This window comes from uncultured Actinomyces sp. (genome assembly GCF_963542285.1).
Taxonomy (GTDB): domain Bacteria; phylum Actinomycetota; class Actinomycetes; order Actinomycetales; family Actinomycetaceae; genus Pauljensenia.
This window is the reverse complement of sequence record NZ_CAUTWQ010000020.1, coordinates 1-26269: the sequence shown is the minus strand read 5'-3', so window position 1 is coordinate 26269 and position 26269 is coordinate 1. Positions and strand designations below refer to the sequence as shown.

At 55.7% G+C, this 26269-nt stretch carries 24 protein-coding genes and 5 tRNA genes; 10 read left to right on the top strand and 19 right to left on the bottom strand.

All coding sequences use genetic code 11. From position 1 onward, the window contains the following. Positions 1 to 452: 452 nt before the first annotated feature. Positions 453 to 539 (bottom strand) — tRNA-Ser (locus tag RW023_RS07685). 78 nt (positions 540 to 617) lie between these two features. Between RW023_RS07685 and RW023_RS07680 the strand changes: the two genes are divergently transcribed. After that, positions 618 to 989, top strand: a complete 372-nt coding sequence (locus RW023_RS07680) for a sterol carrier family protein (protein WP_315580637.1) — start codon at positions 618 to 620, stop codon at positions 987 to 989. Here RW023_RS07680 and RW023_RS07675 read toward each other — a convergent pair. Next, complete coding sequence (locus tag RW023_RS07675) at positions 976 to 1269, bottom strand: DUF4235 domain-containing protein (protein ID WP_315580636.1); 294 nt, start codon at positions 1267 to 1269, stop codon at positions 976 to 978. The two genes, RW023_RS07680 and RW023_RS07675, sit on opposite strands and share 14 nt — an antisense overlap. 104 nt (positions 1270 to 1373) lie before the next feature. On the opposite strand from RW023_RS07675, the gene RW023_RS07670 reads away from it, so the two are divergent. Next, positions 1374 to 2402 carry a substrate-binding domain-containing protein gene (locus RW023_RS07670; RefSeq protein WP_315580635.1) on the top strand — a complete coding sequence of 343 codons (1029 nt, stop codon included), beginning with the start codon at positions 1374 to 1376 and terminating at the stop codon, positions 2400 to 2402. On the opposite strand, the gene RW023_RS07665 is transcribed toward RW023_RS07670, so the two are convergent. From RW023_RS07665 to RW023_RS07650, 4 genes are all read right to left on the bottom strand, one after another. After that, a complete protein-coding gene (locus RW023_RS07665) occupies positions 2383 to 3858 on the bottom strand; it encodes an LssY C-terminal domain-containing protein (protein ID WP_315580634.1) in 1476 nt (491 codons plus the stop codon). The two genes, RW023_RS07670 and RW023_RS07665, sit on opposite strands and share 20 nt — an antisense overlap. 482 nt (positions 3859 to 4340) lie before the next feature. After that, positions 4341 to 4889, bottom strand: coding sequence for an NADPH-dependent FMN reductase (locus tag RW023_RS07660; RefSeq protein ID WP_315580633.1), 549 nt, complete (start codon positions 4887 to 4889; stop codon positions 4341 to 4343). A gap of 103 nt (positions 4890 to 4992) precedes the next feature. Beyond that, entirely contained in the window at positions 4993 to 6003 is a 1011-nt protein-coding gene (locus RW023_RS07655) for a hypothetical protein (protein WP_315580632.1), read from the bottom strand. Further along, positions 5993 to 7027, bottom strand: coding sequence for a VWA domain-containing protein (locus RW023_RS07650; protein ID WP_315580631.1), 1035 nt, complete (start codon positions 7025 to 7027; stop codon positions 5993 to 5995). Before RW023_RS07650 ends, RW023_RS07655 begins: the two co-directional genes overlap by 11 nt. Before the next feature lie 158 nt (positions 7028 to 7185). Here RW023_RS07650 and RW023_RS07645 point away from each other — a divergent pair, with 158 nt between their 5' ends. Continuing rightward, positions 7186 to 8631, top strand: coding sequence for a cell wall protein (locus tag RW023_RS07645; protein WP_315580630.1), 1446 nt, complete (start codon positions 7186 to 7188; stop codon positions 8629 to 8631). 174 nt (positions 8632 to 8805) lie between these two features. On the opposite strand, the gene RW023_RS07640 is transcribed toward RW023_RS07645, so the two are convergent. The 6 genes from RW023_RS07640 to RW023_RS07615 all read right to left on the bottom strand — a co-directional run bounded on the left by RW023_RS07640 (position 8806) and on the right by RW023_RS07615 (position 16258). Beyond that, the gene (locus RW023_RS07640; RefSeq protein ID WP_315580629.1) at positions 8806 to 9819 is read right to left on the bottom strand and encodes a VWA domain-containing protein; all 1014 of its coding nucleotides are present in this window, start codon (positions 9817 to 9819) and stop codon (positions 8806 to 8808) included. Further along, positions 9816 to 10298 (bottom strand): hypothetical protein, encoded by a 483-nt coding sequence (locus RW023_RS07635; protein ID WP_315580628.1) that lies wholly within the window; start codon positions 10296 to 10298, stop codon positions 9816 to 9818. Before RW023_RS07635 ends, RW023_RS07640 begins: the two co-directional genes overlap by 4 nt. Then, complete coding sequence (locus RW023_RS07630; protein ID WP_315580627.1) at positions 10288 to 11256, bottom strand: DUF58 domain-containing protein; 969 nt, start codon at positions 11254 to 11256, stop codon at positions 10288 to 10290. Before RW023_RS07630 ends, RW023_RS07635 begins: the two co-directional genes overlap by 11 nt. Continuing rightward, positions 11253 to 12242, bottom strand: coding sequence for a MoxR family ATPase (locus RW023_RS07625; RefSeq protein WP_315580626.1), 990 nt, complete (start codon positions 12240 to 12242; stop codon positions 11253 to 11255). The genes RW023_RS07630 and RW023_RS07625 overlap by 4 nt, the downstream gene beginning before the upstream one ends. Positions 12243 to 12332: 90 nt before the next feature. Next, positions 12333 to 14288, bottom strand: coding sequence for a hypothetical protein (locus tag RW023_RS07620; RefSeq protein WP_315580625.1), 1956 nt, complete (start codon positions 14286 to 14288; stop codon positions 12333 to 12335). Between the two features lie 131 nt (positions 14289 to 14419). Beyond that, entirely contained in the window at positions 14420 to 16258 is a 1839-nt protein-coding gene (locus RW023_RS07615; protein ID WP_315580624.1) for a phosphoenolpyruvate carboxykinase (GTP), read from the bottom strand. Positions 16259 to 16560: 302 nt separating this feature from the next. Here RW023_RS07615 and RW023_RS07610 point away from each other — a divergent pair, with 302 nt between their 5' ends. The 3 genes from RW023_RS07610 to RW023_RS07600 are packed head-to-tail and all read left to right on the top strand — an operon-like array spanning position 16561 to position 18708. Further along, positions 16561 to 17193, top strand: coding sequence for a DUF47 family protein (locus RW023_RS07610; protein WP_315580623.1), 633 nt, complete (start codon positions 16561 to 16563; stop codon positions 17191 to 17193). Positions 17194 to 17196: 3 nt separating this feature from the next. After that, entirely contained in the window at positions 17197 to 18258 is a 1062-nt protein-coding gene (locus RW023_RS07605; protein WP_315580622.1) for an inorganic phosphate transporter, read from the top strand. A gap of 12 nt (positions 18259 to 18270) precedes the next feature. Then, complete coding sequence (locus RW023_RS07600; RefSeq protein ID WP_315580621.1) at positions 18271 to 18708, top strand: septum formation family protein; 438 nt, start codon at positions 18271 to 18273, stop codon at positions 18706 to 18708. A 13-nt stretch (positions 18709 to 18721) separates the two neighbouring features. On the opposite strand, the gene RW023_RS07595 is transcribed toward RW023_RS07600, so the two are convergent. The 3 genes from RW023_RS07595 to RW023_RS07585 form a co-directional block, all read right to left on the bottom strand. Beyond that, positions 18722 to 19750 carry an NUDIX hydrolase gene (locus RW023_RS07595; protein ID WP_315580620.1) on the bottom strand — a complete coding sequence of 343 codons (1029 nt, stop codon included), beginning with the start codon at positions 19748 to 19750 and terminating at the stop codon, positions 18722 to 18724. Between the two features lie 75 nt (positions 19751 to 19825). Further along, positions 19826 to 20470, bottom strand: a complete 645-nt coding sequence (locus tag RW023_RS07590) for an NAD(P)H-binding protein (protein ID WP_315580619.1) — start codon at positions 20468 to 20470, stop codon at positions 19826 to 19828. 94 nt (positions 20471 to 20564) lie between these two features. Next, on the bottom strand, positions 20565 to 21203 hold the full coding sequence (locus tag RW023_RS07585; protein ID WP_315580618.1) for a hypothetical protein: 639 nt from the start codon (positions 21201 to 21203) through the stop codon (positions 20565 to 20567). A 66-nt stretch (positions 21204 to 21269) separates the two neighbouring features. Here RW023_RS07585 and RW023_RS07580 point away from each other — a divergent pair. Next, a tRNA-Lys gene (locus tag RW023_RS07580) sits at positions 21270 to 21341 on the top strand. 16 nt (positions 21342 to 21357) lie between these two features. On the opposite strand, the gene RW023_RS07575 is transcribed toward RW023_RS07580, so the two are convergent. From RW023_RS07575 to RW023_RS07560, 4 genes are read right to left on the bottom strand one after another with little or no spacing between them, the layout of a single operon-like run. Then, positions 21358 to 22278 (bottom strand): EamA family transporter, encoded by a 921-nt coding sequence (locus tag RW023_RS07575; RefSeq protein WP_399499503.1) that lies wholly within the window; start codon positions 22276 to 22278, stop codon positions 21358 to 21360. A 14-nt stretch (positions 22279 to 22292) separates the two neighbouring features. Beyond that, positions 22293 to 23210 carry an EamA family transporter gene (locus RW023_RS07570; RefSeq protein ID WP_399499501.1) on the bottom strand — a complete coding sequence of 306 codons (918 nt, stop codon included), beginning with the start codon at positions 23208 to 23210 and terminating at the stop codon, positions 22293 to 22295. Between the two features lie 8 nt (positions 23211 to 23218). Next, a complete protein-coding gene (gene msrB / locus RW023_RS07565; protein ID WP_315580615.1) occupies positions 23219 to 23686 on the bottom strand; it encodes a peptide-methionine (R)-S-oxide reductase MsrB in 468 nt (155 codons plus the stop codon). 14 nt (positions 23687 to 23700) lie between these two features. Further along, positions 23701 to 25560, bottom strand: a complete 1860-nt coding sequence (locus RW023_RS07560) for a mechanosensitive ion channel domain-containing protein (protein ID WP_315580614.1) — start codon at positions 25558 to 25560, stop codon at positions 23701 to 23703. A 218-nt stretch (positions 25561 to 25778) separates the two neighbouring features. Between RW023_RS07560 and RW023_RS07555 the strand changes: the two genes are divergently transcribed. From RW023_RS07555 to RW023_RS07545, 3 genes are all read left to right on the top strand, one after another. Beyond that, positions 25779 to 25854, top strand: a tRNA-Glu gene (locus tag RW023_RS07555). 49 nt (positions 25855 to 25903) lie between these two features. Then, positions 25904 to 25977 (top strand) — tRNA-Asp (locus tag RW023_RS07550). 28 nt (positions 25978 to 26005) lie between these two features. After that, a tRNA-Phe gene (locus RW023_RS07545) sits at positions 26006 to 26081 on the top strand. Positions 26082 to 26269: the final 188 nt, after the last annotated feature.

Below are 26269 nucleotides of genomic sequence, written 5' to 3'. Positions count from 1 at the left end.
AGATAAAACAAACCACGACACGCCCATCCCATACACACATTTCGGGCATTAACCCGAACACCCGGCATTTTCTATTCGAGTTCGATCGGCTCAAATACCGTACCGTTGTCGGCCATAACCCAGAGCTGTCTAATACGTGCGGCCGGTCTACGGGTTCATCCCCGCGCGTGCGGGGAAAACCGGGTAAAGCTAAAGGCGAGAGACCCGAGGCCTGCCCGGGGTAACTGGTGGGCTGGCTGGCTTCCCTCGCCTTTACAAATGTCGGGCCTTCGGCCCCCGCGTTAAACCGAGCTGTTATTTCAAGCCTGGCGGAGGGTACCAACCCGACAGGTCGAGCTTAACAGGGATTTATCAGGAAAGCTAGCTGTGGATTGCGATCAAAATGCCACAGATGATCTGCTCAATAAAAAAACTTGTGGCCCCAACATCAGTTGGGGCCACAAGCCTAAACGCGGTAGCGCAGGGATTTGAACCCTGGGTGGCTGTTACACCACACAGCATTTCGAGTGCTGCACCTTCGGCCGCTCGGACACGCTACCTCGGCACTCCACAATAGCGGATCTGGCAGGATGGGGCAATTCCACGCCAAGATAGACGAAGCGACCTAGACTGACGACATGGCAAAACGGCGTATTGATCCAGCAGAAGGCCACACCGCACTCCTCACGTGGTACCGCGCCCCCGAAAGCGCCTCGCGCGCAACTCTCTTCACCGCCGTACGCTACACACTCGAAGAAATCGCAGCCCTACACCCCGGCCGCTCCGTCGAACTTCGAGTTCCCCCGGCCGGCGCCACGCAAATTCTTCCGGGTACAACTCACCGCCGAGGGACTCCCCCGGCGGTGATCGAAATGTCGCCAGAAACCTGGCTCAAACTCGCATGCGGAATGCTGGACTGGAATGACGCACTCTCCCACGGGGACCTTCAGGCCTCGGGACAGCGCACCGATCTGTCCACGTATCTTCCGATATTTTCTAATTTGCGATAGCCGGCTGATCAAGATCCGACAGGATCTGCGACGCAGCTTCAACCGGCGCAAACCACTTATTCGTCTTGTTCACGACGCCACGCTGAGCAACCGCCGCAATAGCTGCAGAAACCGCAGCAAAAGCGACCACAGAAACCAAAGATGCCGTGCCATCATCATCTTGAGGAGCGGCCTGGCCCGTCACAGCCTTCCACCCCAGCTCCGCGACCTTTCCGGCCACGAAACCAGCGGCCAGCGACAGCCCTGCGGTAATAAGTTTCTGACTGAGACTGCTTCCCATGATGACTCCTTGCATCAGATCGCATCGAACACTCGATACCAACATTTTGCCCTATCACCGCGGGAATATCTCACCTTCTATGCACTATTGCTTAGACTGGTACGGTGCGAAAGACCAAGACCGCCTCCCCGACCGCCCAACGCTCAGCGCATCTGCGCCGCCTCAGCATCACGCTCCTGGGCGCGTTAGCCCTCAGTGCATGCTCTCCCTCCATCCCACAGGGAGCACAGTGGACGGATGACCCCTTCCGCACAGACTCAAGCTCTTCCACCCAAGCAGGCTCGGCCTCGGCAATGAAGAACCGCGCAACCACAGGCAATACTGACGGAATTCCACGCGGAAGTGGAACCCTGCGCATCGCTTACGCGCCCGGCTGGCACCTCCCCACTGATTACGTCTCTGCTTTCGAGGCCGCCAGCGGCTACACCGTTGAGCAGAGTGAGTATGCTCCGAATTCTTCACAAAATGCCGACGTCATCTTTGGCATCGATTCAAAACAAGCTGCAGCTTTGGGGACAGCAATCCCCATCGGCAATAACCCAGTCTGCGCGTGGGCAGACCGCTCGTGGTTCTCCGCAAATAGCAAGGCACTCCCCTCTTCACTCAAGGACCTTTCTTCGGCAAACTTCGCGCCTCTGACCGCGATTCCTTCCCAAGATTCCGAGGCCGGCGCCGCCTTCGCTGCGAAAGCCAACTCAGTCCTCGGCGAGGACTACGAGGACTGGAAAGAAAACCTGAACGAGGCACATGCGTTCGCTCCCTCCGCAGCCGAGGCCCTGGGACAGTGGACTGTTACCCTTGCGGATGATCGCCTCTCGCTCATTTCGGGTGCGACGAGTGCTCAGGGCTCCCATCAACGCCCGATCCTCATCTGGGATGCGCGCCTAGCGGTTGCCGCAGCCTCCAATACTGGCACTGAAAGCCGCGCTCAGGCCATCCCCGGAACATGCGTGGATTTAACCGTTTCAGCCGCAGTCCCACAGTCCTCTGCCGATTCCGAGGCCGCTCGCGCCTTCCAAGCATTTCTAGAATCCGAGCTGGGGAAGAATGCTGCCGCCTACGCGGGACTTGCCTATAACGATGGGGTGTCCGAGGACTCGCAAGCCGCGTGGTTTATGAAGCCGGTGAAGTAGGCAGGACACCTGCAACCTTTGCTTTCGCCTGAAGCCGTTCCTTCTTACGCTCTCTGGCCCATTGGTGACAGGCGCGTGCTGAAAGGGCCAATAGGGCTAGCACTCCCAAAGACGAACGGATCAGCGTCATCAAGACAATGTGAGTCGCGCCTGAACCGGCAATATCTGCAGCGCCGAAAATAATGTCGGCGCTCAGGGCCGTCAGAAGAATAATTCGGGCACGAGGGTGCCCATTCCATGTCATGACAGCAGTAATGATTTCCATGACAAGTAGTATGAAAGTCACAAGAGCGACAATCAGCCTCATCGTCAAAATGTAGATTTGCGCATCGGCGACATCATTAATGCCAATGACATCGAGCGCGATATATTTCCACGGATTTTGAAGGACTAAGTAAGTCTGGAACAGCTCGGTTGCGAACATGAGCGCAACTAGGACCATCCCGACAACCAGTTGGACCGGACGTTGGCGATCTGCTTGGGAATCGACATCATGGGCGTCTGCCATTTCATGAGCATCATCATCGTTGGGTTCAACGTCTTGAACATCCAATAGGTACAGGTCACCATCGGTGATAACGCGGTCCCCACCACCATTTTTATCGTGATAGGAACTGAAGAAATCGGGAAGAATCTCAAGCTCTGCCGCAGGGTTAGCGAAGAGGACATCATCAACAATAAAGTTGCGCTCGATATCGATATCGGCATCGATCTTATGGGTGATTTGGAAGGTCAAAAGACTCAGTCCGACAGCGCGATCAAAGGTCCCTGCTGCAAGCCATTCGACGCGACGACCTCCCGGAAGAGCCCATCCATCGGGCGTACGCCAAAAACGCACGTGATGACGTTCTGAAGAACGACCGGGAACACCTTTTTGGTAGGCGAAGTCCTGCTTACGCCCAAAGAGCACAAGGTTCGAAACCGGCGCAGCATCGTAGCTTTTGCGACTGACGAAGGCGCGTATCACTTGAAAAACTGTGCGGGGAGTGATCGGGTCAGCGCGCACCCATCCGGCCGCAGTCATGGCAGCATGAATATCGATCTCGCTACCAACAAGAGCAAGGTTCACTGGGTCACCGAGGAGACCATCTGCAGTCCTGGTTCGACCAATGAAATAGTCGGGAACATACAGCCACGTGAGCAACTGGTGGATTCTGGGAAGTGCGAGGTAAGCGGTAACCGCCCAACAGATGAGGAACCACGCGATAGCAGTAGGTTTGAGTTTGATTGAACCGGCCAAAAAAACGTAGGCAAGCCACAGTGTTGCCACACCCGAGAAGATAAAGAACAAGGAATCGACAACGTCATCGAAACCCCAGTCGCGATCCTGCGCAAACGAGAGTTTGTCAGATGCGCGCTGGTAAACAGGGGGTTTCTGAGGACGCGGGCGCGAATGAGCGGAGGCGTTTTCACCTTCATCGCTCGACTCAGTAGCCGGTACGCGGTTCTCGCTCATGTCCCTTCCTCACGCGTCTAGGTGTAGCCATAAGCCTAGTCTCAGAAGGCCGATCCTTCCGCTTTTCTGAAAGTCTCTATTCTCATCGCGCACACCTCGGCAGCACGAGTTTTCCGCACTGACGACATCGCTATGAGACCTCAAGAGAAGAAATTGAGGGCGCCCGGAAAGAGACTCAACAGGCGCCCTCGTGGAGACGCAGAATGTCAGGGGGTGTTTCACGTCTCCGTTCTTCACGTTAGCGCCGACGAGAAACCATTCGAAGGTTTTTACTTCTGTGTTTTTCCGGAAATTTTCCCTTGAATAAGAAGGCTTTGAACAGAAGTGACAACCTTGTCTACCACAATAAAACAGGGTGGCGCGTTTTATGTAAAGCTCAAGCGCCAGCACGGGAAGCGAGGAAATTAAACACCCTCCAGCCTTGAAAAGGACTTTGGTCCCACTCGTAGCTGGAGGGTTATTTAACTCAGCAAACTCTGCGCTCAGGCGTGCGAGCGAATGTAGTCCGCAAATGCCTCAATAGCTGACTTCACAAATCCCTGTGTTGCCGCATCAATGAAGCGGCCATCCTCACCGATATCCTCATGCGAAATCTTCACGAAGACCTCGGGCTGCGTCATCAACAAGGGATTGAAGAACCCAAGCGTCTGACGGGTTGCGATCTGCCCAATAGCAGCACCGACCGCTCCCATAGATGCACCCACGACATAAACCGGCTTACCACCGATAGGGTTGGATCCCCACGGACGACCAAACCAGTCGATAGCATTCTTCAGACCACCAGGAATCGAGCGGTCGTACTCAGGGGTTGCAATCAGAACCGCGTCGGCATCTTCAAGAATCTTCTTGAAGTCTGTGGCGATTTGCGGGTAATCCGCATCGTAATCAGGGCTGTACAGTGGCAGCTTCGAGAAGTTAGCCTCAACAAATTCCAGATCAGCCGGAGCATCGGCAATCATCGCACCAACCAACTTGCGGTTAATGGAGGTCGAGGACAGCGAACCAACAATGTAAGCGACCTTATAAGTCATGGGATAAGCCTTTCTTTCTGGAGCCGCTTCTTCGAGCAGCGCTACTAGTGAAACGCACCAAGATTCCGGTTTATTCCAGCCTGAGACCTAGATCACGCACGATTTACCAAGCTCCGGTTCCACCGGTTCCGCGTTTGCGATCTTTGTTCTGACGTTCCTCGCGATCGGTTTGTTCCTGACGCTTTTGCATCTCTTCACGCTTCGCGCGTTGTTCTTTGGTCTCTCCCTGATAAGGATCCTTGGACTTGTCTTGGTCCTGCTTGTCCTTATCCTGGTTCTGCTGATCCTGGTTTTGTTTGTCTTTATCCTGATTGTCTTGGTTCTGCTTGTCCTTGTCCTGATTCTGTTTGTCTTTATCTTTGTCTTTGTCCTGATTTTCCTGATTCTGAGCCTGCTGCTGCTTTTGCTGAGCACGATCATGAGCCTTGTCAGCATCGGCGCCGCCACCGCCGCCCTGCTGATTCTGGTTCTGCTGATTCTGTGTGGAGGCAGCAGATTGACAGGGGGCCACAACCTCGCCCATTTCTTTATAAATTTCAGCAGCACGCGCACGATCCGTACTCATCGCCGCATCGCCCTGCTTTTCCAAAGCAAGCGCCAAATTCATTCTGACAGTGCACTCATAGGAATAGGTCTCAATTCGACCGTCCTCGATCTGCTTCGCCTTCGGAACTCGGTCCCAAGCAATGCGCAACTCAGCGACGGCCTCGTCAGGATGATCAAGCTTCACATGCTGCGTCCCCGCGTTGTAATGCGCAACCCAGCTGGCAGGGCCAAGGTCTCCCCAATAAATCTGCTTTGAATAGGAGTTCAGGGCGCCCTCATTATTCCCCGCGCGCGCGCTGCGACCCGTATTCCATGCCCACAGCGGCAGTGCGGTCATATAAATTCCGACGGCAAGGGCAACCACAACAATGGGAAGCGACCACCACAGAGGGCGCAATAGCTTCCCATTGCGTCGCGGTTTCTCCGCCTCGTTCCTCTTTGCCGAGGCTGGGGTTGCGCTGGGGACACCATCTCCCGTTTGGGTATCAGCTGCAGCCTCGCCATCTGCTGGAGGTTGATAGAAAGCAGTAGAACGCTGTTCCTTATCGCTGCGGCGCTTAAATCGCACGGGTCCTCCTCAGCGCGTGGATACGACCCGCCAAAATAGCGGCCTCCCAAGCTAATAGCACGGTTAAAACAAGGGCCGATGGCCACAAAACATAGCGTGAAGTTTGGATCGTATCGTTTGCATCCGCAATATTTCGAGCATTCTGAACCGAGGATGAAGCTGCGGAGCTAATTGCGGAATCATTGGGGGAGCGAACCATATCGATACCAAGTTTTTGAGCGATTTCATTCAGCTTCTTGACATCAATCTTCGAAATTGCATCAGGGTTCCCAGGCTGGGAAAAATCTTTGATGTATTCAGGATTCGAACCATCATTTTGCTTCCCCAGAGCGGCAACCTTCATCTTCCCGCCCTCTTCAGTTCCATAGCCGATGACCAAGCCTCCCGTCAGGAGTGGCTTGATCTTGTCCCATTGCTGGGAGTCGCCTCCGCCGGCACTTCTCCACGCAGAATTGTTCGAGGTCTCACCATCGGTGAATACGAAAAGCACGCGGGTATTTTCAGGATGCTTGTTTGCGGCCTCCTGCATTTCTTCCGCAATATATTGTGCGGGGCGATCCGGGGAAGAACCTCGCGAAGAGGAACTCACTTCCTGGGTCAGTGTCGAGACAAAGGAGCGAACCGCACCAAGGTCAGAGGTCAGGGGAAGCTCAGTATCGGCCTCGGAATCCCAGGTGATAATGCGATAACGGGCACCAGGAGCAGCTTGAAGGATCTGCTCAACATCGTGGCTTACGCCTTGAAGACGAGTCTTTCCGCCTTCCCAATCCTCGGCGGCCATCGAACCGGTCCGGTCAATCGCAAGCCAGACCTCGACATTGGTCGTCACTTTTTGCGCTTCACCGGGAACTGAAGGACCGATCAAGATGGAGAGCAGTGCGCAGGCGATAGCACCTCTGCGCACCAGATCTGATGTTCTAAAGGGGCGATGACGCCGAGCACTCCACCAGGAAAAGAAAGCGCACGCTGCAATGATCACAATGATGATTGCAACCGACATAAGGGGTCGGAAGGAGAGCGACAATATTCCTCCTGCGGATCGGGTCAAACACTGGCAAGTATAGTGCCCATCTCAAATTCATCCTCTTAGGGAAGCTATTTGACATCTGAAGCGACTCATCGCAAAATTCATTTGTGTATCATGGTGTCCTGATACACACCACAAAGAACAATCGAGGCGAGATGAAAACCCTCCGAAACATTGCCGCCGGTTCACTCGGACTGGCGCTCATTTTTTCCTCTTTTACCGCTATTGATGCTCAGGCCGTTGAACGCGTTCCCGGGCAAATCAATGGCGATCGCAGCGACGGTTGCGTCGTTGACTGGACCGCACGCGCCATGCTCGATCAGAACATGGACAATATTCCGGTCGGACTCCGAAAGGGCCCTTACTCAACTTCTGGCTTCATGGAGACCGTCCACCCCGACTACGGCAGCAAGGCCGTGCTTGAGAACCACCACTGGTTTAACCCCGTGAGCGATATCCAGTACTGGCGCATCCCGATCGGTGCCGAATTTGGCATCCTTCCCGGCGCAACCCTGACTGTCGATCTTCCCGACGACATGACCGACGTCCGCCTGATTAGCGACCTGAGCACCGAGGTCAAGAACGCCACAGTTGATGAGTTCATGGAGCGTCAGACCTTCGGCGCACTGGCACGCAAGCTCGATTGGGATATTATCCCCAATGCAAGCCAAACCGATGCAGCGCGTAATATCTGGACTCTGACGTTCCCGAATGGTCTGCCGGAAGGTCACGCTGCGGTCGTTCAATTCGTCGGAACCGGTGACCGCACGAAGCACTACGAGACAACCTCTCACTTCCGCGGCCTGCGCGAAACAGATGAGAATGGCAAAGCATGCCTGACGACTCCCGAGCCTGAACTCACTGTCGGACAGTGCCAAGCCGGAGTCGTTGGACGCACCATTTTCTCGCCCTACTCGAAGGATATTGACCTTCGCGAAAAGTACTCCGATCGCTGGCTGGGAACCGGCGCCCTCTGGGGCGAGGCCGGAGCCGACGGCTGGGATCCTTCGCGCCAGTACTCTGATGCCGCCGGCGCAACGCGTCGTATGCGCTTCTACGCTGCAACCAAGCGCGAGCTGAACAATGCAACGATGACCGTAAGCGCTCCCCAGGGTGCAACCTTCGATGAGGCCTCGATCGCCTCTGCACTGACCCCCGGTGGTGGCGCTCTTGTCAGCAATGGCTACTCACAGTCGGTGACAGGAATTTCCAACCCGACCGTGAGCGCGGATAAGAAGACTCTGACCTTTACGATTGCACACATGCCGGAAAACTCCTCCTTCAGCGTTGAGGTTACCGCAGTGCTGACCGGCGAAAAGGCATTCGATACCCCGACTTCGAAGCCCATGGTCTTCTTCCACACTCTGGTTGGTTCTATCCCCGGATGCGAAGTCTCACCTTCGCCTTCGCCTTCAACTCCGGCGACCGAGCCCACTCCCAACAAGCCTCAGGAGCCCAGTAAGCCAGTAAATCCCAAGGCTGAAAACCCGAAGAAGGCAGGCCCTCTGGCGCACACCGGTGCCACGAGCGGAATGGTTCTGGGCGCAGCAGGAATAACCCTGATTGCTGGTCTTCTTGCAGCTAAGCGTCGCAAGGCCTAAGCGCTTCAGGCAATAAATCATTGTGGGGCCGCAGCATCAGCTGCGGCCCCACAAATGTATTCACGAGCAATCGAGTGTATTCACGAGCAATCAAGGCGGGCGCTTACTGAATCCTGCCGACGTCCCTACGCCCCTCCCCTACTAAAAGATCTCTCTCCTGCTCTTTCCTAGGCATCAGAGCTTGGCAAAACCAACAAGCCCAAGGAAGGCCACGACGGCAACCGCCAGCCAGGCCACGGGCGTATTGACGCGGTCAGTAACCGTGACGCGAGCGTCGCCCTCAACCTCGCGCTTCTGCTGGGCCTCGATATTTTGAATAATCGAATCCACTGTGCCGGAGTTAGACATCGTATAGAACTCGCCACCGGTGGACTCAACCTGGTTCTTCATATCTTCGCCCTCAGTGGTCAGCGTCGAACCCGGGTAGAGGCCGATGACCTCAACGTTCTGACGCTTCGCGAAGTCAATTGCTTCCTTGAGGGAATACAAGCCTTCACCGTTGACTTCATTATCCGAGGCCAAAATAATCGTCCGCGAACGCTCTTGATCCGTGTGATCAAAACCAAGCACGCAGGATGCTAAACCGTCACCGATGAGGGATGCTGCTTGCTCATCGGGATCGTCAGTTCCCTCAAGATAACGAGCAAGATCATTGGTGATGCGATATCCGTTCGAGGTCTTCGAAATAACGCCATTCCTCAGTAGCGAACTCAAGGTCTCGAGGTTCTCGTTCACCATCGTGTAATCATCAGTCAGCGGGAACTTACGAACCGAACGAGCATTCCACAGGTACAAAGACACACGCTCGCCGTTGAAGTGCTCAACAAGACTCTTGAAGGCATCACCGATTTCGCTGTCATATTCCAGCATCGAACCTGATGCATCTAGGCAGAGAACGATATCTCGCGAGGCCAGGCGACGGTCATCAACTCGTCGGTCAACGGGGTTTGCAGCGACGACAGAAAGCGATACGGCAGCAGCACAAAAAACAGCAAGCAAACCAGCAACCGCCATACGCGTGCGGCGCATCAGTGCACGGTAACGCGGTAAGTCACGTACGTAACCGGTATTGGCAACCCAGCCTCGACGTTCCCTCGCATGAAGTCGCAGACCGACACGCCACCAACCAAAAGCTGCGGCGACGGCAATAACACCCAGGACAACGGCGATGAGGTACCCATACCTCATTTCTTCACCACCTCCCGCGCGTAATCCATGACGAATGTGGGATCGAACTGAGTTTCTTTGCCATTGGCCTCGGAATCTGCTTTAAAGCTGTCCTCGCAGGCAGAAAGAGCATCCGCAAGATCAGGCCATGCGGGAATGAGCTTTCGAATCTCAGATACGGTTGCAGTCTCAAGATCGCGACCGGTACGTTCAGTGCCCAGCGCACGCAAGATACCCGCGACTGCCAAGTGCACCCCGCGGTCATCCAAGTCACCCGTGTTCAAGCGACCCTCGACCTCGTCAATGAAGCCCAGGTAGCGCTGACGACGCTTCTCATCCAGGGGAATAAGTGCGATCTGATTCTGCTCCTGCAAACGGTTCGAGCGCAGCCAGCGGATCAGCCATACTCCCACCCACACGAGGACAAGAGCCAGAAGCAAGACTCCAATAATCCACATCCAGTTCGGGTAGTTGAGAACCTCGCGCAATTCACCGGACACGACTTTCCCTTTCCAAGGCGGAGAGAAGAGTGCGAACAACCTGATCACTGGAGGAAACACTCACGCGGGTAATCCCCGGGATCTCAAGGAATTGACGCACCGCAGTTCGGCTTTGGTCGGCTCGCGCGGCGGCCTCGGCAGCAATCTGACTATCTCCCAAAAGGAAATCGGGAAGCGGGCCGGCGTCGACATCCACGATCCTAGTGCCCGCGGGGAGCTGCGTCGGATCCGCATCTGCAACCTGCATGATGAGCAAGCGGTGGTGGACGCTCAGGCGCTTGAGCAATTCCCGTGCACGAGGCGTGGGCTGGGGATGCGTTTCATCCGTGACCAAAACGATAAGGGAGCGACGGTAGGTTGCCGCCTGCACGCGAGCAAGAAGGGTTTCAAGATCCGAAGAGGGCGAACGCAGGTCAATATCTTCCTCGAGGCGTCGCAAAATCAGTTCGATATGCGCATTTCCCGACCGCGCGGGCATGTGTCGCATACGTCCTTGGCAGCCCGACACCAAACCAACCTGGTCACCGCGGCTAGAGGCAAGCCATGCGACGACCTGACAAATCGTCAATGCAACCGCTTCTTTACTTTCACCCGAAGGGGCAAGTGCACTCATCGAGCGACCTGTATCAACAACCAGCATGACCTGAACATTCGCGCTGGCTTCAAATCGCTTAACGATGGGCTTCCCAGCACGAGCGGTTGCTGCCCAGTCGATATCTTTAACATCATCGCCGGGCTTATATTCGGCCATGTCCATAAATTCCCAGCCCTGCCCCGCACGCGCAGAATAGTGCTGGCCCTCCATCAAGGAGAGCAGCTTACGCAAGATCGGAAGCTGAGTTCGACCGCCCAGAGCACGCAGCTGTGCGTTATTCGCGTGCGCTTTTTGATGCTGGTCGACGTCACCGAGAGTCTGAGACGAGCCCTCAACGACCCCCTTCTTCAGGATTGGGCTCACGGTACTGCTACCGCGTTGAAGACGGCATCGATCAAGCCATCAACTGAAATCTCATCGGCCATCGCATCGAAGGTGCGAATGATGCGGTGGCGAAGAATCGCGTGACGAAGCTTCTTAATATCATCAGGCATCACGTAGTTGCGGCCGGCCATCAGCGCCACAGCTTGGCTCACGCGCATGAGAGCAATACCGCCACGAGGCGATGCGCCCACTCGCACATGCTGCGAGAAACCGGGAAGCGGGTTGGGGCCCATACCACGAGTGGTGTTGATGATGTCGACGATGTATGCCTTCAACGTATCGTGCAGGAAGACGCGTCTGGTCATCTGCTGGAGGAAAGTCAGATCTTCCAGGGAGATGGGCTCCGCATCGATGGGCTTGTCCATAGTCCCCGCTTCGATGCGGTTCAGAACCTCAAGCTCCTCCAAGGGCTTCGGGTAGGTGATGATTTCTTTCATCAAGAAGCGGTCCATCTGTGCTTCGGGAAGCACGTAGGTTCCTTCTTCTTCAATGGGGTTCTGAGTGGCCATCACCATGAAGGGCTTGGGCAGCGGATAGACAATTCCACCGATAGTGGTCTGTCCTTCCTGCATCGCCTCAAGCATGGCAGATTGGGTCTTTGCCGATGAACGGTTGATTTCATCGAGAAGCACGATATTGGCGTGGACAGGCCCCAGTTCCGTTGTCATTTCATTTTCGGCCTGGTTCCAGATACGCGTACCAACAATGTCGTTCGGCATCAGGTCTGGGGTGCATTGAATGCGGTGGAATGAACCCGAAATTGCCTGGGCAATCGTTTGAGCAGCCGTAGTCTTTGCCAAACCGGGGACAGATTCCATCAGGATGTGTCCCTGAGCCAACAGGCCAACAATCAGGGTTTCACGAAGGTTTTCTTGGCCGACAACGCGCTCTGAGAAGATCTTCTGGATACGGTCCAGGAGCTCTTTGCTGCGTTTGAGCTCATCATCGGTGAGATAAGTGGACATTCAGGAAACTCCTGGCTCATTGAATAATTACGAATATCTTACTGTTTTTTAGAAACGCATTCAGGTCCGTGAGTCACCGGTCTTTCCCAATCACTGCGTGCTACTGGGAGTGGGCAGGGTGATTGGAGGTACAGAAAAACTGGGTATGGTGACTGAAATGGTCGGAATATGCGTCACCGTTGGGGTATGAGAACTCTTGATCGTCGTATGTGCGCAGGCGCGAATAATCCCAAAAACCAGCATGAATATGACCGCAAGAATCCATCCCGTACGCTTCTTTTTTCGCGCGGCAGCCTGCGATTCATACCCGTAGGACTCCGTGGAAAGACTATTGTCTGCGGGAGTTCCACCGGGATTACGCCAGGCCTCCTCCATTTCCGGAGCATTTTGCCGCCACAGACGAACAGTGTCCAAGTGCGTGATGTAGTCGGGCAACGGCTTCACACTGCCCTGTTCAACTCCCCGGGGCCCGTATTGGTTAAAGCTATCAACCAGCTCGATTTCCTGATCGAACAGCGAATCAATAGTCAGAGTGGGAACGTTTTCTTGAAGATACCCAAGCAATGAGTCAAAGATGACTAATGACTCTGGGCTGATGAAAGCTTTGGGATAGAGCGGCAAGAAGGTCCCATCGCGATCAATGAGGATATAGGCCTTCCCCGTACGAAGAAGTACCGCAATGTTTGCAATGGTAATTTCAACACGACGGGTAACTAGGTTCGGATTACCAGCCTTCAATGGATCAAACCACTGCGCGACGAGCCTGTCACTTGAGACCATGAGGTGATGAGGAAGAATCATCGAGTATCCACTGAGGTTTTCAGGAACGCTCGATAGAAGGTCTGTCCCCTCTGTCGAGGGATATGGAATCGAAGGGGCCGGCTCGGGATATCCCTTATAGAGTGGGAAGTGGTCGTAAGTAGACTTCGGTGCGGTCAGAAGCGGATAACGCCGCAGCAGCTGGGGCGATGCCACGTCGTACGCGATGTGGGCGCACGCAATTGCTCGGTCGATGATATCGCGGACCTCTGCTGGGGTAGGCACACTGGTGTCATTGATCCGGTGCAAGTGCTGCGAAACATCGAGATTCTCATCATCTGCAACGCGCTCGATGATTTTGGAAAGATCGACCGTTAGTTTGCGCTCCGGTTTAAAGAATTCATCAAGGAAACGACGTGCATCCCAGTACATGTCCATTTCTTTGAAGCGGATCATTCCAATGAGTTCTGGAGCGACAGAGTAAGCAGCGCTTGACACTTTGATATCCGAGTAACGCGAATTCATCGCTCGTAGAACATTTGTCGCGTCAATGGCTATTGCCCAACGTGCCGCAAGGCCTGCGCGCGTCATTGGGACAGCAAAAGAGAAGAGATAATTTGTTCCACCCTGCCACTGACTACCCGGCTGATACTGGTCACGCGGTGTTTCGGTATTGACTGCTAGAAGGTCATCCAAGTCCAAAGAGTCTGGCGCACGATCAAAGCCCAGCCCCAAGAAGTCAGGCTCTGTCGTCACAAAAACACAGGGGTAGCGTGCTTCAAAAGGCGAGATCCGGCGCGCAAGTTCGCAGGCCGCGGGAAAGTATTTTTCGGCCTCGAAAGTCACGGTATCAGGACGGAAAATAGCGAGCAAAGCTTCGGAAATACCCGCTCGATTGGCCACCTCGGATGCCCACATATCAGAGGCATCTGCATGTCCGGCAGATGGAAGCATCCCTTCGGGGTTTTCAAAGCAAGCCGGCAAACGCAACCACGCTTGGCGGACGATTTCACGCGGCCCATGTACGCGGATATCGATTTCAGAAAGGTAGCTTGCTAATTCAACCTGAGCGGACGCGAACTGACCGGGCGCATATTCGACTGGACGTTTGAGCTCGGTGCCAATGGACTCCATGAGCACGTGAAGGGCACCGATTTCTTCCGGAGCGACATTGAATGTTCCGTAGGCCAGTGTCAAACACATCCACAGATCATCCGGATTTCCCGATGATGGCTCGAGTACGGCCCACTCGTATCCGTTAACCGTCGTCCAACGTTTAACAGCCAATTCGCCTCCCCACATGGGTACCCAAAATGTGTACGTATCTTCTACTCTAAAACATCACAGAAAGACAAACATAGGCGGGCAGTTCCCACTGTGGGAACTGCCCGCCTACTGAGTGTGCTAGCTAGAAGCTATCAGGCCTGCTTTGCAGCAGCGATGCGTGCACGGAACTTCGCGAGCTGCTCGGTGATAGCTGCGGGGAGCTTGTCGCCGAACTGCGAGAAGTATTCTTCGGTGTCGTCCATCTCTGCCGACCAAGCATCGGGGTCAATCTCGAAGAGCTTTGCCCACTTTGCTTCGTCGATGTCCAGACCTTCAAGGTTGAAGTCCTCGAAGTGCGGGTAGCGGCCGGTGACGCCATCGATTGCCTCGACCTCGCCAGCTGCACGGCGAACGATCCAGTCCAGAACACGAGAGTTGTCGCCGTAACCGGGCCACATGAAGTTGCCGTCTTCGTCCTTGCGGAACCAGTTGACCTGGTAGACCTTCGGGAAGTTCTCGCCCAGCTTGTCCTGCATCTCCAGCCAGTGGCCCCAGTAGTCGGCCATGTTGTAGCCACAGAAGGGCAGCATGGCGAAGGGATCGTGGCGCAGCGAACCGGCCTTAACGTCGGTTGCAGCAGCGGTGACCTCAGAGGCAACGGAAGCGCCAATGAACACGCCGTGTGCGGGCTCGTACTGCTCAGCAACCAGCGGGACGTTGGTTGCACGGCGGCCACCGAAGAGGACCGCGTCAACCGGAACACCCTCGGGTGCTTCCCAGTCGGGGCAGATGATCGGGCACTGCGAGGCGGGAACGGTGAAGCGGCTGTTCGGGTGAGCAGCCTTCTCGCCGGACTCGGGGGTCCAGTCGTTACCGTGCCAGTCGATCAGGTGGGCCGGAACCTCACCGTCGATGCCTTCCCACCACACGTCACCATCGTCGGTCAGTGCAACGTTGGTGAAGATGGAGTTCGCCTTTGCGGTCTCCATTGCCATGGGGTTGGTCTTGTAGGAGGTTCCCGGTGCAACACCAAAGAAGCCTGCCTCGGGGTTGATGGCGCGCAGGCGGCCATCGGGGCCCGGACGCATCCATGCAATGTCGTCACCCACGGTCTCGACCTTGTAGCCGGGGATGGTGGGCTGGAGCATGGCCAGGTTGGTCTTGCCACATGCGCTGGGGAATGCTGCGGTCACGTGGTACTGCTTACCGGTGGACTCGCGGGTCAGGCGCAGGACGAGCATGTGCTCTGCCATCCAGCCATCGCGCTTTGCCATGGTCGAAGCGATACGGAGCGCGAAGCACTTCTTGCCCAGCAGTGCGTTGCCGCCGTAACCGGAACCGAAGGACCAGATTTCATTGGTCTCGGGGAAGTGGGTGATGTACTTCTCGTCGTTGCAGGGCCAGGTGGAATCTTCCTGACCGGGCTCCAGAGGAGCACCGACGGAGTGAACGGCGGGAACCCACACGCGGCCCTCATTGATGAGGTCCATTGCCTTTGCACCCATGCGGGTCATGATGCGCATGGAGACAACAACGTAGGGAGAGTCGGTGATCTCAACACCGAGCTGGGAGATGGGGCCACCCAGAGGACCCATGGAGAAGGGAACCACGTACATGGTGCGGCCCTTCATGGCACCCGTGAACTTCTCGTGCAGGGTTGCCTTCATTTCCTTGGGGTCTGCCCAGTGGTTGGTCGGGCCTGCGTCTTCTTCCTTCTCACAGCAAATGAAGGTACGAGACTCAACACGCGCAACGTCAGAGGGCTTAGAACGGGCGAGGAAGCAGTTGGGGCGCTTCTCTTCGTTCAGCTTGGTGAACATACCGCTCTCAACCATCTGAGAAGTGAGGCGATCCCACTCTTCCTGGGAGCCGTCAGCGAACTCCACACGATCAGGGGTGGTCAGCGCTGCAATTTCAGCAACCCACTTGATGACATCTTCGGGAGCGTTTGCCGGAGCGGCTGCACGCACATCCTGTTCGGTCACGGACATTTTGCCTCCTGAGGCACTCGGTGATTCTGGGACGTGGTCACGCCCCGATCTACGTTCTTAATCATGCTCTACCCCACCGGTATTTGCGCGGGCGCAAAGTCCCTCTTTCCATTTAAATCTGACAATTCCGACAACTGTGGCCACGTTTCCTTGTAGTTTCCCGCAATATCTCGGCCATTCATGCAGATGTGGCAATAGACACATTCTTCAACAGGAGATTCACCCTAAAGTGAACTTGAATATCCAGTGTGTAATGGATGACGATTGCCTTGAGGCAGTCTCAACACAATCGGAGGGACATTATGGGGATCCGAAATAGAACGCAGGGCCCAAACTTCTTCGAATTCTTCACCCAGCAAGCAAATAAGCTTGTCGAGGGAGTTGAAATTCTTTCGCATATCTACGCTGCTTCCCCCGAAGAGCGAATCGCACTTCGCGACCAGCTTCATGGCGTCGAACACCAGGGCGACGAGCTCAACCACGAAATCCTCCAACGGATTAACTCATCCTTCATCACGCCTTTCGACCGCGAAGACCTTCAGTCTCTTGCATCCCACTTGGATGACTGCATGGACTTCATTGACGAAGCCGGCGACATGCTGGTCGTCTACGGCATTGCAGGCATCCCCGAGCAGATTGCACACCTGCTTGATGAACAGATCGCAGTCATCGTTCATTGTGCAGAGCTAACGGCTAAGAACATTCCGGCGCTCAAGTCCCCCGTGGACCTGCGCGATTACTGGATTGAGATCAACCGCCTCGAAAATGAGGGCGACTTGGCGTACCGCCGCACTCTCACGGCACTTTTCGACTCCGGTCTTGATCCCATCACGGTCATCAAGCTCAAGGATGTCATTCAGAGCCTTGAGTCATGCGCAGATGCCTTCGAAGATCTAGCCAATGTCATCGAAGCCCTTGCACTGAAGGAATCCTGAGCCGTGGATCCTAACCTGATCCTAGTGTGCATCGTCATTGCCGTTGCGCTGTTCTTCAGCTACACCAACGGCTTCCATGACGCTGCGAACGCGATTGCAACCTCTGTTTCCACCAAGGCATGGACTCCCCGCACGGCTCTCTTGATGGCCGCAGGCATGAATGTTCTCGGTGCCATGATGGGAACTGCGGTTGCAAAGACCATTGGCGAGGGAATTATTTCGATCTCGCCATACGCTGAATCTACCCAGGTAGAAATGCAGCAAAAGGGCCTGGTCATCATTCTTGCTGCGCTTCTCGGTGCCTGTATCTGGAACCTGATCACATGGTGGTTTGGGCTTCCTTCTTCTTCTTCGCACGCGTTGATTGGCGGTATGGTCGGCGCCGGCTTGATGAGCGGCACCGCCGTCTATTGGTGGGGAATCGTCAAGTCGGTCATCATCCCGATGTTCGCTTCCCCCATCGTCGGCTTCGTCCTCGGCTACATCGTCATGCGCATCGTGCTTTTCCTGCTTCGTCACGCGCAATACCACCACACGATGCGTCGCTTCCGTGCCGCGCAGCGCTTTTCTTCGGCCGCTATGGCTCTTGGCCACGGTATCCAAGATGCGCAGAAGACCATGGGCATCATTGTCATGGCTCTTCTAGCCGGTGGCTACGGCGAGACTCACCAGATCTACGACCCCGTCACTGGAGATATGACCGTCCCAATGTGGGTAAAGCTCTCAGGAGCTCTTGCAATCTCCTTGGGGACTATGGCCGGCGGTGGCCGAATTATGCGAACCATCGGTCGTAAGATCATCGACCTCGATCCCGCTCGCGGTTTCGTTTCCGAGGCCGTGTCATCCTCGGTCCTCTACCTGTGCTCCTACGTCGTCCACGCTCCGATCTCGACAACTCAGGTTGTTTCGACCTCGATCATGGGCGTTGGGTGCACAAAACGTTTCTCAGCAGTGCGTTGGGGTGTCGCGGGATCGATCGTGACCGCCTGGTTCCTGACCCTACCCGCAGCTGCCGCAGTTGCTGCGGTTGTCTATTGGATCTGCGCACTGATCGTTGGAGTCTGAGGCCCGAATTCAGTGACAGCATCATTCATTCGCACCTGTTGCGGTGTGCTTGTCCTTCTCTTTGGGGCAAGCACACTCAGCGGGTGCGGTTTTTCTTCTGTCATGCGACTTTCCGTCGGGACCTGCGTTCAAATTCCAACCTCAACCAGCGCGTATTCTTTAGAAACTGTTCCCTGCTCGCGCCCTCACCAGGCTGAGGTTTTCGCCCTCCCCACTGTTGGGGGATCAGAATTCCCCGAGGCCGCGCAACTTGAGTCAGAAGCACGACGCGAGTGCGAAAAAGAGTTCACGTCCTACGTTGGAAGCGGTGTCGAAGACTCAGCCCTTGACCTCATTTGGATGACACCTAGCCGAGAGTCATGGAAGCGGGGCGACCGACAGATTGTGTGTCTTGCCGCTGCGAACGGCGACCAAACCCTTCGCGGTTCCGTTCGAGACTCGGCGTACTAGCACTAGCTAGCAGCTACTCTGCGACTCTAGGTGCGTGACGTTCAACGTCCACCACACGCACCCGGTTCCCCTCCGGAAGAGTGTGCAAAATAACCATCTCCGATGCTGAAAGCTCCCTGGCGTCAAGCGGAAAATTCATCCGCACGCCAGAGGGCGTAAATTGACGGAAGACATCAAAAAGTCCCGGAAGCATCGTACGTGGAGTACACAGCACTCGCGGCTCACCATCCGCCAAAAACGCACGCACAAAAGCCTCATCAGAGGCGGAATCTGCACCCTCACGCGAGGGAAGAGTATCGATCGAAACTCCCGCGAGTGCAGCCCAGGGTCCCAGCGTCTGTCGCGTCCGCGCAGAAGAGGTCGCCATCGCGCGACGAATCCCATACGCAGATAGTAGATCTACCAGTTCAAGTGCCTCGCGAACCCCAGTACGCGACAGAGGACGCGCGTCGTCATCACCCTCCCAATGTTGGGCTGGAAGCGCACGCGCATGGGGCAACATAGCCAAAGGAGTAGTCACAAGCTCACCACTTCGGCCTCGCATGAGAAGTTCATTGAGCAGACGACGATCTCCGCGACGAGTAAGAAGATCCTGAGCACGCGAAGGAGACATCCATCGCGTCTGGTCAATTTCCCGCGTAGGGGCGCGGTGGACCGGCTTGCGCAGGTGGACGAGGCCATGATCGGAATGAGGATTGTTGTCCATGAGGGTTCCCACCCAGTAGCGGACCTCCTTGGTCTGCCCTGAGCCGAGGCGGTAGCGCTGAGTCGTCAGTGGAGCACCGAGGCTGATGACGTGACCGGTTTCTTCTTCGACCTCACGCACAGCCGCAACGGGAATGGTCTCTCGTCCTTCAATCTTGCCTTTCGGCCACGACCAATCGTGATACTGGGGGCGATGGACTAGCAGAACTTCGATCTCAGCCTCGTCAAGTACATCTCCTGGGAGGACCTCACGACCCGGGTGGCGCAATCGCCACACAAGGGCGCCGCCTGCGCGAATAAGGCGCATCGGGGGCATGGGCTGAGGGCTGGGTGTCACGTTATTAACCCTAACCTAGAGTGAGCGTGGGTGCGGGCTTAAAACCCGCACCCACGCTGTTCTCAGATTGCTGATTTAGTAGGCGACAGTGAAACGCTGTCCCGTATGAGTGGGCGTTTCGATCTCGTCGACAAAGGCTTGGGCAAAGTCCGCTCCAGAGATATCGGAAACCCCATTCTCGTCAGTGAGCAGAACGTCACCACCGAGGCGGAAGTGCCCGGTATGAGTTCCGGGATTGTAGGAACCGAAATTACCCGCGGGAGAAACAAAGAACCACTGAAGATCATCGCTGCGCGAGCGCAAATCTTCAAGGACTGCGGCCAGTTGGCCGGCCTCGGAACGAAATTCCTCAGGGAAGTCCGGAAGCGAAGCAAGGGTACGTCCACCCTCTTCAACACGCAACGATCCGGCGCCACCGACAATCCCCAAGCGCACTCCAGCCTTTTGAGCGAGGTCCGCGACTTGCGAATAGAGGAAGCGAAGAGAGCCATCCAAAGCACCTCGAGGTGAAAGCGCACCAACGACGACATCCGCACCATCGACAACGCTGCGGAGGACCTCCTCATTGAGAAGGTCACCGTGGTTGTAGGTCACGCCTTCGATTGGCTCTGATGGCCGCGAACGCGACCAAGAAACGACGTGGAAGCCACGAGAAAGTGCTTCAGCTGCAATATGCGAACCCGCATAACCTGTTCCGCCAAGAATTGCAATGGTCGTCATGAGAACTCCTCTAAGACAAATACCCCCACTGGGCTAACAGTGTTCTCAACAAGGAATTCTTGGTTTCTATTCCTGCGTTCTCACAATATAAAACTCAGTCCAGCTCCCCGATGCGCGCTCGGGAGGCAGCGCGTTCGAGTTCTTGAGCGGTCATAACCAGCGCCCGCGCACGCATCGTCACACCATAAGCCAAGGCATCGTGCGGATCATCGATCCACTGTCTTCCCACTCTGGGATCGCCCGCAGCAATAATGCGCATCGCATGTGCAAGCTCAATAAAGATGCCTTCCAGATCATCATCACATTTTTCTCCGGACAGAAGCGCGTCCGCGTCATGGACAACATCTTCCAAAGGACGCGCATGAATGGGCTCTTCGAGTCCGGGGACCTGCTCCGCATGCAATCCCAAGATGTACAGATCAGCAACCGTGAGCGGGTCACGGTGGAACCACTCTCTAAACAAGTACACGCGCCACAGCGCGCCTGGAAGAGTGAAATCAGGGCTCTGCGACCACAGCTCGGCAACTAGAGGAACTCCACCCGTGGAAAGCAGCTCGCGAAGGCGACGCAAGGCCTCGGCATCAAAATCTTCATCTCCAACACCCAGCAGCGCCCAAGCAGTTGAGTGAGCAAGAACAGAAGAATCCGCGACATCTGGCGCACCAACAATTGCCTCTGTTTGCGCGTAGTCCAAAATCGCCGGACGCCTTGGGATGCGTTGCGGTTCGCCCATTTGCTCTCCTACAAGTAAGATGGTGGGGTTGGTCCACCCGATGGGCCACACAGCGGGATTACCCGCGGGCCTATAGCTCAATGGTAGAGCAGCGGACTTTTAATCCGCGGGTTGGGGGTTCGAGTCCCCCTGGGCCTACTTCTTTTGCGCTTTTCTAGTTTTCTGTTTCTTGTGAGCCCTGAACGCCGGAAGATTCCACGACTGCTTCTTTCCCATTAATATCGGGATGCGCGCGCCCAGCCATCGAGGCAATCCCCACGGCAATCGAAATGCACACCAGACCAACCAATTGCCACGGGCTAGGAATCTGACGCAAAAGTACCGCACCGACCAGAGCCGAGGTCGCGGGAAGAAGCGCTGTGAACAAGGCAAAAGTCGCTGCAGAAACCCGCTTCATTGCCATGGCTTCAAGGGTGTATGGGAAAACCGTTGACAAGAATGCCAAGGCAATGACCGCGACTAAAACCTTTCGATCACTGAATGCAACCATTGCCCCTGGGGCCAGGATTGGTGCAGAGATCAAGGCGCTGAACGCACAACCCAGCGAAAGGTTAGTCATCGCGGAGCTTGAAGACGCGGCCTTTTGTCCGAGAACGATATATCCTGCCCACGAAGCCGCAGCCCCCATAATCCATGCGACCCCAGTCAAAGTTCCAGGCGCGCTCAAATCCAAGCCCAAGCCACCGATTGCGCACACTCCGGCCAAGGCAAAGAAGGCGGCAACACGCGGCGCCCACCCGCGGCCCCGAACAACGGCAACACTCACAGGTCCAAGGAACTCCAAGGAAACTGCAGCCCCCAAGGGAATCCGCGAAATCGCCTCGTAGAAACATGCATTCATACAGACCAGAGCGATACCGAAATAAAAGGCTCCCTTGAGGGTTGCGCGGTCGAGGCCTCGCCACGGACGTACCCACGCGCACAGGACCAAACCGCCAACGAAACCGCGCCACCATGCGACCGAGGCCGGTTCAACGACAGAGAAGGCGAAAACTGCGACCGCAGCACCGCTGTATTGAATGAGAGCCGAGGTGACAATGAGAAGTTGAGCGGGTATTCGATTGATGACAGACACGGAGTTTCTAGGCGTCACAAGGTAACTTGAACAAGTTCTTGCACTTCGTCAGCGAGGACCGTGTGGTCTTTAGTTCCTTGCCTCGAAGCGATTGCGACCGCGAAAGAGATGAGGAGCAAACCAACGAGCTGCCACATCGTCGGAAGCTGCCCAAGAATGATAATTCCAACGACCAAAGATGATGCAGGCGACAGCGAGGCGATGAGCGAGAAGTCCGCGGCCGAGACGCGATGCATTGCAAGAGCTTCGAAGGAACAGGGAACAACCGTCGACAAGACCGCGATGATCACAATGATTCCAAAAATTCGAGGCTGCGCAAAAGCGGGAAGAGCCTGCGGAAGAACAAAGGGAGACGTGATCAGCCCGCTCAGCGCGCACCCCACGGCAAGATTGGTGAGTCCCGAACGCTTAGAGGCAACTCTCTGACCCAAAAGGATGTAAATTGCCCAGGCCGCGGCCGTCAACGCAGCCCACCTAATTCCCGCCGCAGTTCGAGGATCAGAGAGATCTAGTCCCAAACCGCCAACAGCGACCACACCAGCCATCGCTAACACCGCGGCCACCCTGGGCGCAAGGCCCCGGCCTCGGACAACGGCGACGAAAACAGGGCCGATAAATCCCATCGATACCGCTGCCCCCATCGGCAAGTAGTCGATCGATTCATAGAAGGCAACATTCATTGCCAGCAGGGACAGGCCGAAGAGGGCCGATTCAAGAAGGTCCCTCCATTGAAGCCCCGCTCTCCAAGGGCGCCTCCACATGCACAGAATAATCCCGGCAATAAAGATGCGAAACCATGCAATAACTCCCGGTTCAACAACCGAAAAAATCATGACCGCAAAAGCAGCACCACTATACGCACTTAATGCTGCGCCGACTATCAAAACCGGAGCAGGAACACGAGTTAAAAGTGCACGAAGATGGGAGACCACATCCCGCATTATGCCATAGGATCAGGCACAAAACGAAGACTGATTGAATTCATGCAAAAACGATTTCCCGTTGGCTGATTCGGTGCGTCATCAAAAATGTGCCCTAAGTGAGAATCACAGCTTGCACAGCGCACCTCGATGCGGCGCATTCCGTGGGAAATATCCTCGAAATAGTTAACTGCACCGGGCAGTGCTTCATAGAAACTCGGCCACCCGCAATGCGATTCAAACTTCGTTGACGAGGGGAAAAGCTGAGCGCCACATGCCGCACACAGATAGGTACCCGAGCGGTGTTCATCCAACAGCTCACCTGTCCATGGCGCCTCAGTCCCGGCTTGGCGAAGAACCAAGTACTGCTGAGGAGTAAGCCGCTCACGCCATTCCTCGTCACTGTAATTCACGCTGGGTGCCGACTGCTGAGCCTGCGCAAGGTGTTCGAGCTGCGTTGCACGATCACGGGTTCGAATGATCTTCATGTTGCTTCCTCACTTCAGTCTTGTTGAACATCGCTGCGCTGCGGACGCACTGCATCCTCGGGCACTCGAGGTCCGCTCTTCAAACGAGTCGTTTCTTCTTCGTGGCGTTTCGCCGTGGCTTCACGTTCTGCCAGGACTTCCTCACCGGGACCGGCGTAAATCTGATTGCGTTCATCGGCATCGGGAGACCCTGAGAAGAGGCGCTCCCCGCGAACGACAGTCGCATCCATATGAGCTTGACCGGACTGTACCTGCGGAGCTGAGGCCTGCGCCTTGTCACCCTCCGCCTGGACCTGAGGCAAGAGCGCGGTCGATCCCCCACCAAGGTGGTTCTTACCTAGACGCGCATTGGCCTGGGCAACCTTTTCGGCGAGTTGTTCGGCAACCAAAGAATGCAGCATCGTCTGCGAAAAAACCTGGGTCTGCGCGTCATTGGGCGAGGCCACCGCTGTGACCTTCCCCGTATCAGCGAGTTCACGCTGACGCTGGGCCATTGCCCTCCTGCGTGCGCGCTTTGCTTTCTGCCGGGCTGCTAGGAGCCGCGCGGAATGCACTGCATCGTCGAGGGGGTCCGCATCAGCCTTTTCTTCTGTCTTGTCCTGAGAAGAAACCGGCGATGCCTGAGCGGGCTTTCCTGCCACCGACACCGGGTGCGAGTTGGGCTCACCCGTCGTATCGGCGGCAATACCCGACAGTTCCTTTGCGAGGCGAGCGATGGTCTCGCGAGAAGTATCCTGCTGGATGCTTTGAACATCGAGGGGCTGGATCCGTGTCAGGGGACGTACTGCAGGTTCTTGCTCTACAATCCAGCGGATCATGTTTTCGCGCAGGTAACAGCGCAGGTCCCACAGCGTTCCAGAATCCTTTGCGGAAACGGCGATACGAACCGTGACAGTCGTTGCATCGGAGTCCGCGACTTGGACGGCCCACGAGCGCCCGTCCCACAAGTCCGTTGCCAAGAGAAGTTTTTGCACCTGGTTTCGGATCAGGGTCATGGGAGCGGCCCAATCCAGCTTGAGCTCAACCGTGCCCAGCTGTTTGGCGGCTCGACGCGTCCAATTTTCGAAAGCGTTTGAGGTGAAATAGGTAGAGGGGACAATCAGTCGACGTTCATCAACAAGACGAATGACGATGTATGAGAGAGTAATTTCTTCGACTTTTCCGGAGGGAGCATTTGGTTCCCCAGCAACCACGACGTCACCCACACGGATCGCATCAGTGAATGCGAGCTGCATTCCTGCAAAGACATTACTCAGGGTTTGTTGCGCTGCAAGACCGGCGATGACGGAGATAAGACCGGCAGAGGCCAGAAGGGTCGCCATCGCTTGGCGGGCGGCATCGAAAGTGAAGAGAGCGAAGCAGACTCCAACGATGACGATGAGGACTTGGAGTAAGCGGCGAATGATTTGCGCTTGCGTTTCGAATTTACGGGAGATACCACCGTCACGTGCCTGACGGATCTGCGCGGCATCTTCGAAGATCCACGCGCAGTTATAGATCATCCAGGTCGTCGTGAGGATGGAAACGATGAGCAGGGCATGCGAGGCGAAACCAACTAATCCGCCGTTCGACCAATCGGAGAGAGTCGTATTAACGAGCATGACCTGCAATCCGGTCCACGCTCCCCATGGCAGAGCTGTCAGGTAGAAGGAGGTGCGAACGCGTTTAACAATGGCGGCAAAGTAGCGTGAGCGGCGGGCGATTGGTCGCACAATGATGGCAATTGCGAGAGCCACAAAAAAACCGATGGCAGCACCAACAACAGCAGCAACAACAAGCGATGCGACGTTAAGCGCGTTGTCGACTGCTGCCTCAGTAATCCCAGAGGGGGAAGGGGAAGGTGAAGGAGAGGAATCTTCTAGAGGAAAAATCATCAAACCATCCTTATCTCGCTCATCATCATCTCAATCAAGCCTATGCGTGATCAATGAAAAGCGCCTGATGCTTGTATGAGAGGCGGTGGCGAAAAGGTGCGATATTCCAACGAAAAGTCCGCGTGTGACGGTCATCACTGCCATTCTTTTTGCTTTAATGGCGCGCTTCTGCCTAATATTCTCTTCGTCCTCGGACGCCAGACCGGTGGCCGACAGTGGCCCCCATCGTCTAGAGGCCTAGGACACCGCCCTTTCACGGCGGCGACACGGGTTCGAATCCCGTTGGGGGTACCACCGGTCGCACTCGTGATTGGAACAATTCAATAGGTCTTACCTGTTGTAAGGCCCCGTAGCGCAGTTGGTTAGCGCGCCGCCCTGTCACGGCGGAGGTCGCGGGTTCAAGTCCCGTCGGGGTCGCAAGACCAGGCCAGCAGGTTTCGGTCCTGGCTCTGTAGCTCAGTTGGTAGAGCGTTCGACTGAAAATCGAAAGGTCACCGGATCGACGCCGGTCGGAGCCACCAGATAAAACCCTCGCATCGCGGGGGTTTTGTTGTATCTACTGCGATCAGAATCACACCGCCTCCCCCAAAGGTCGAAACTCACAACACAAACACCTAGCGACCTGCAACAATGCTCGCCAGATGACCCTTTTTGGGGTTAATGCCCGAAATGTGTGTATGGGATGGGCGTGTCGTGGTTTGTTTTATCT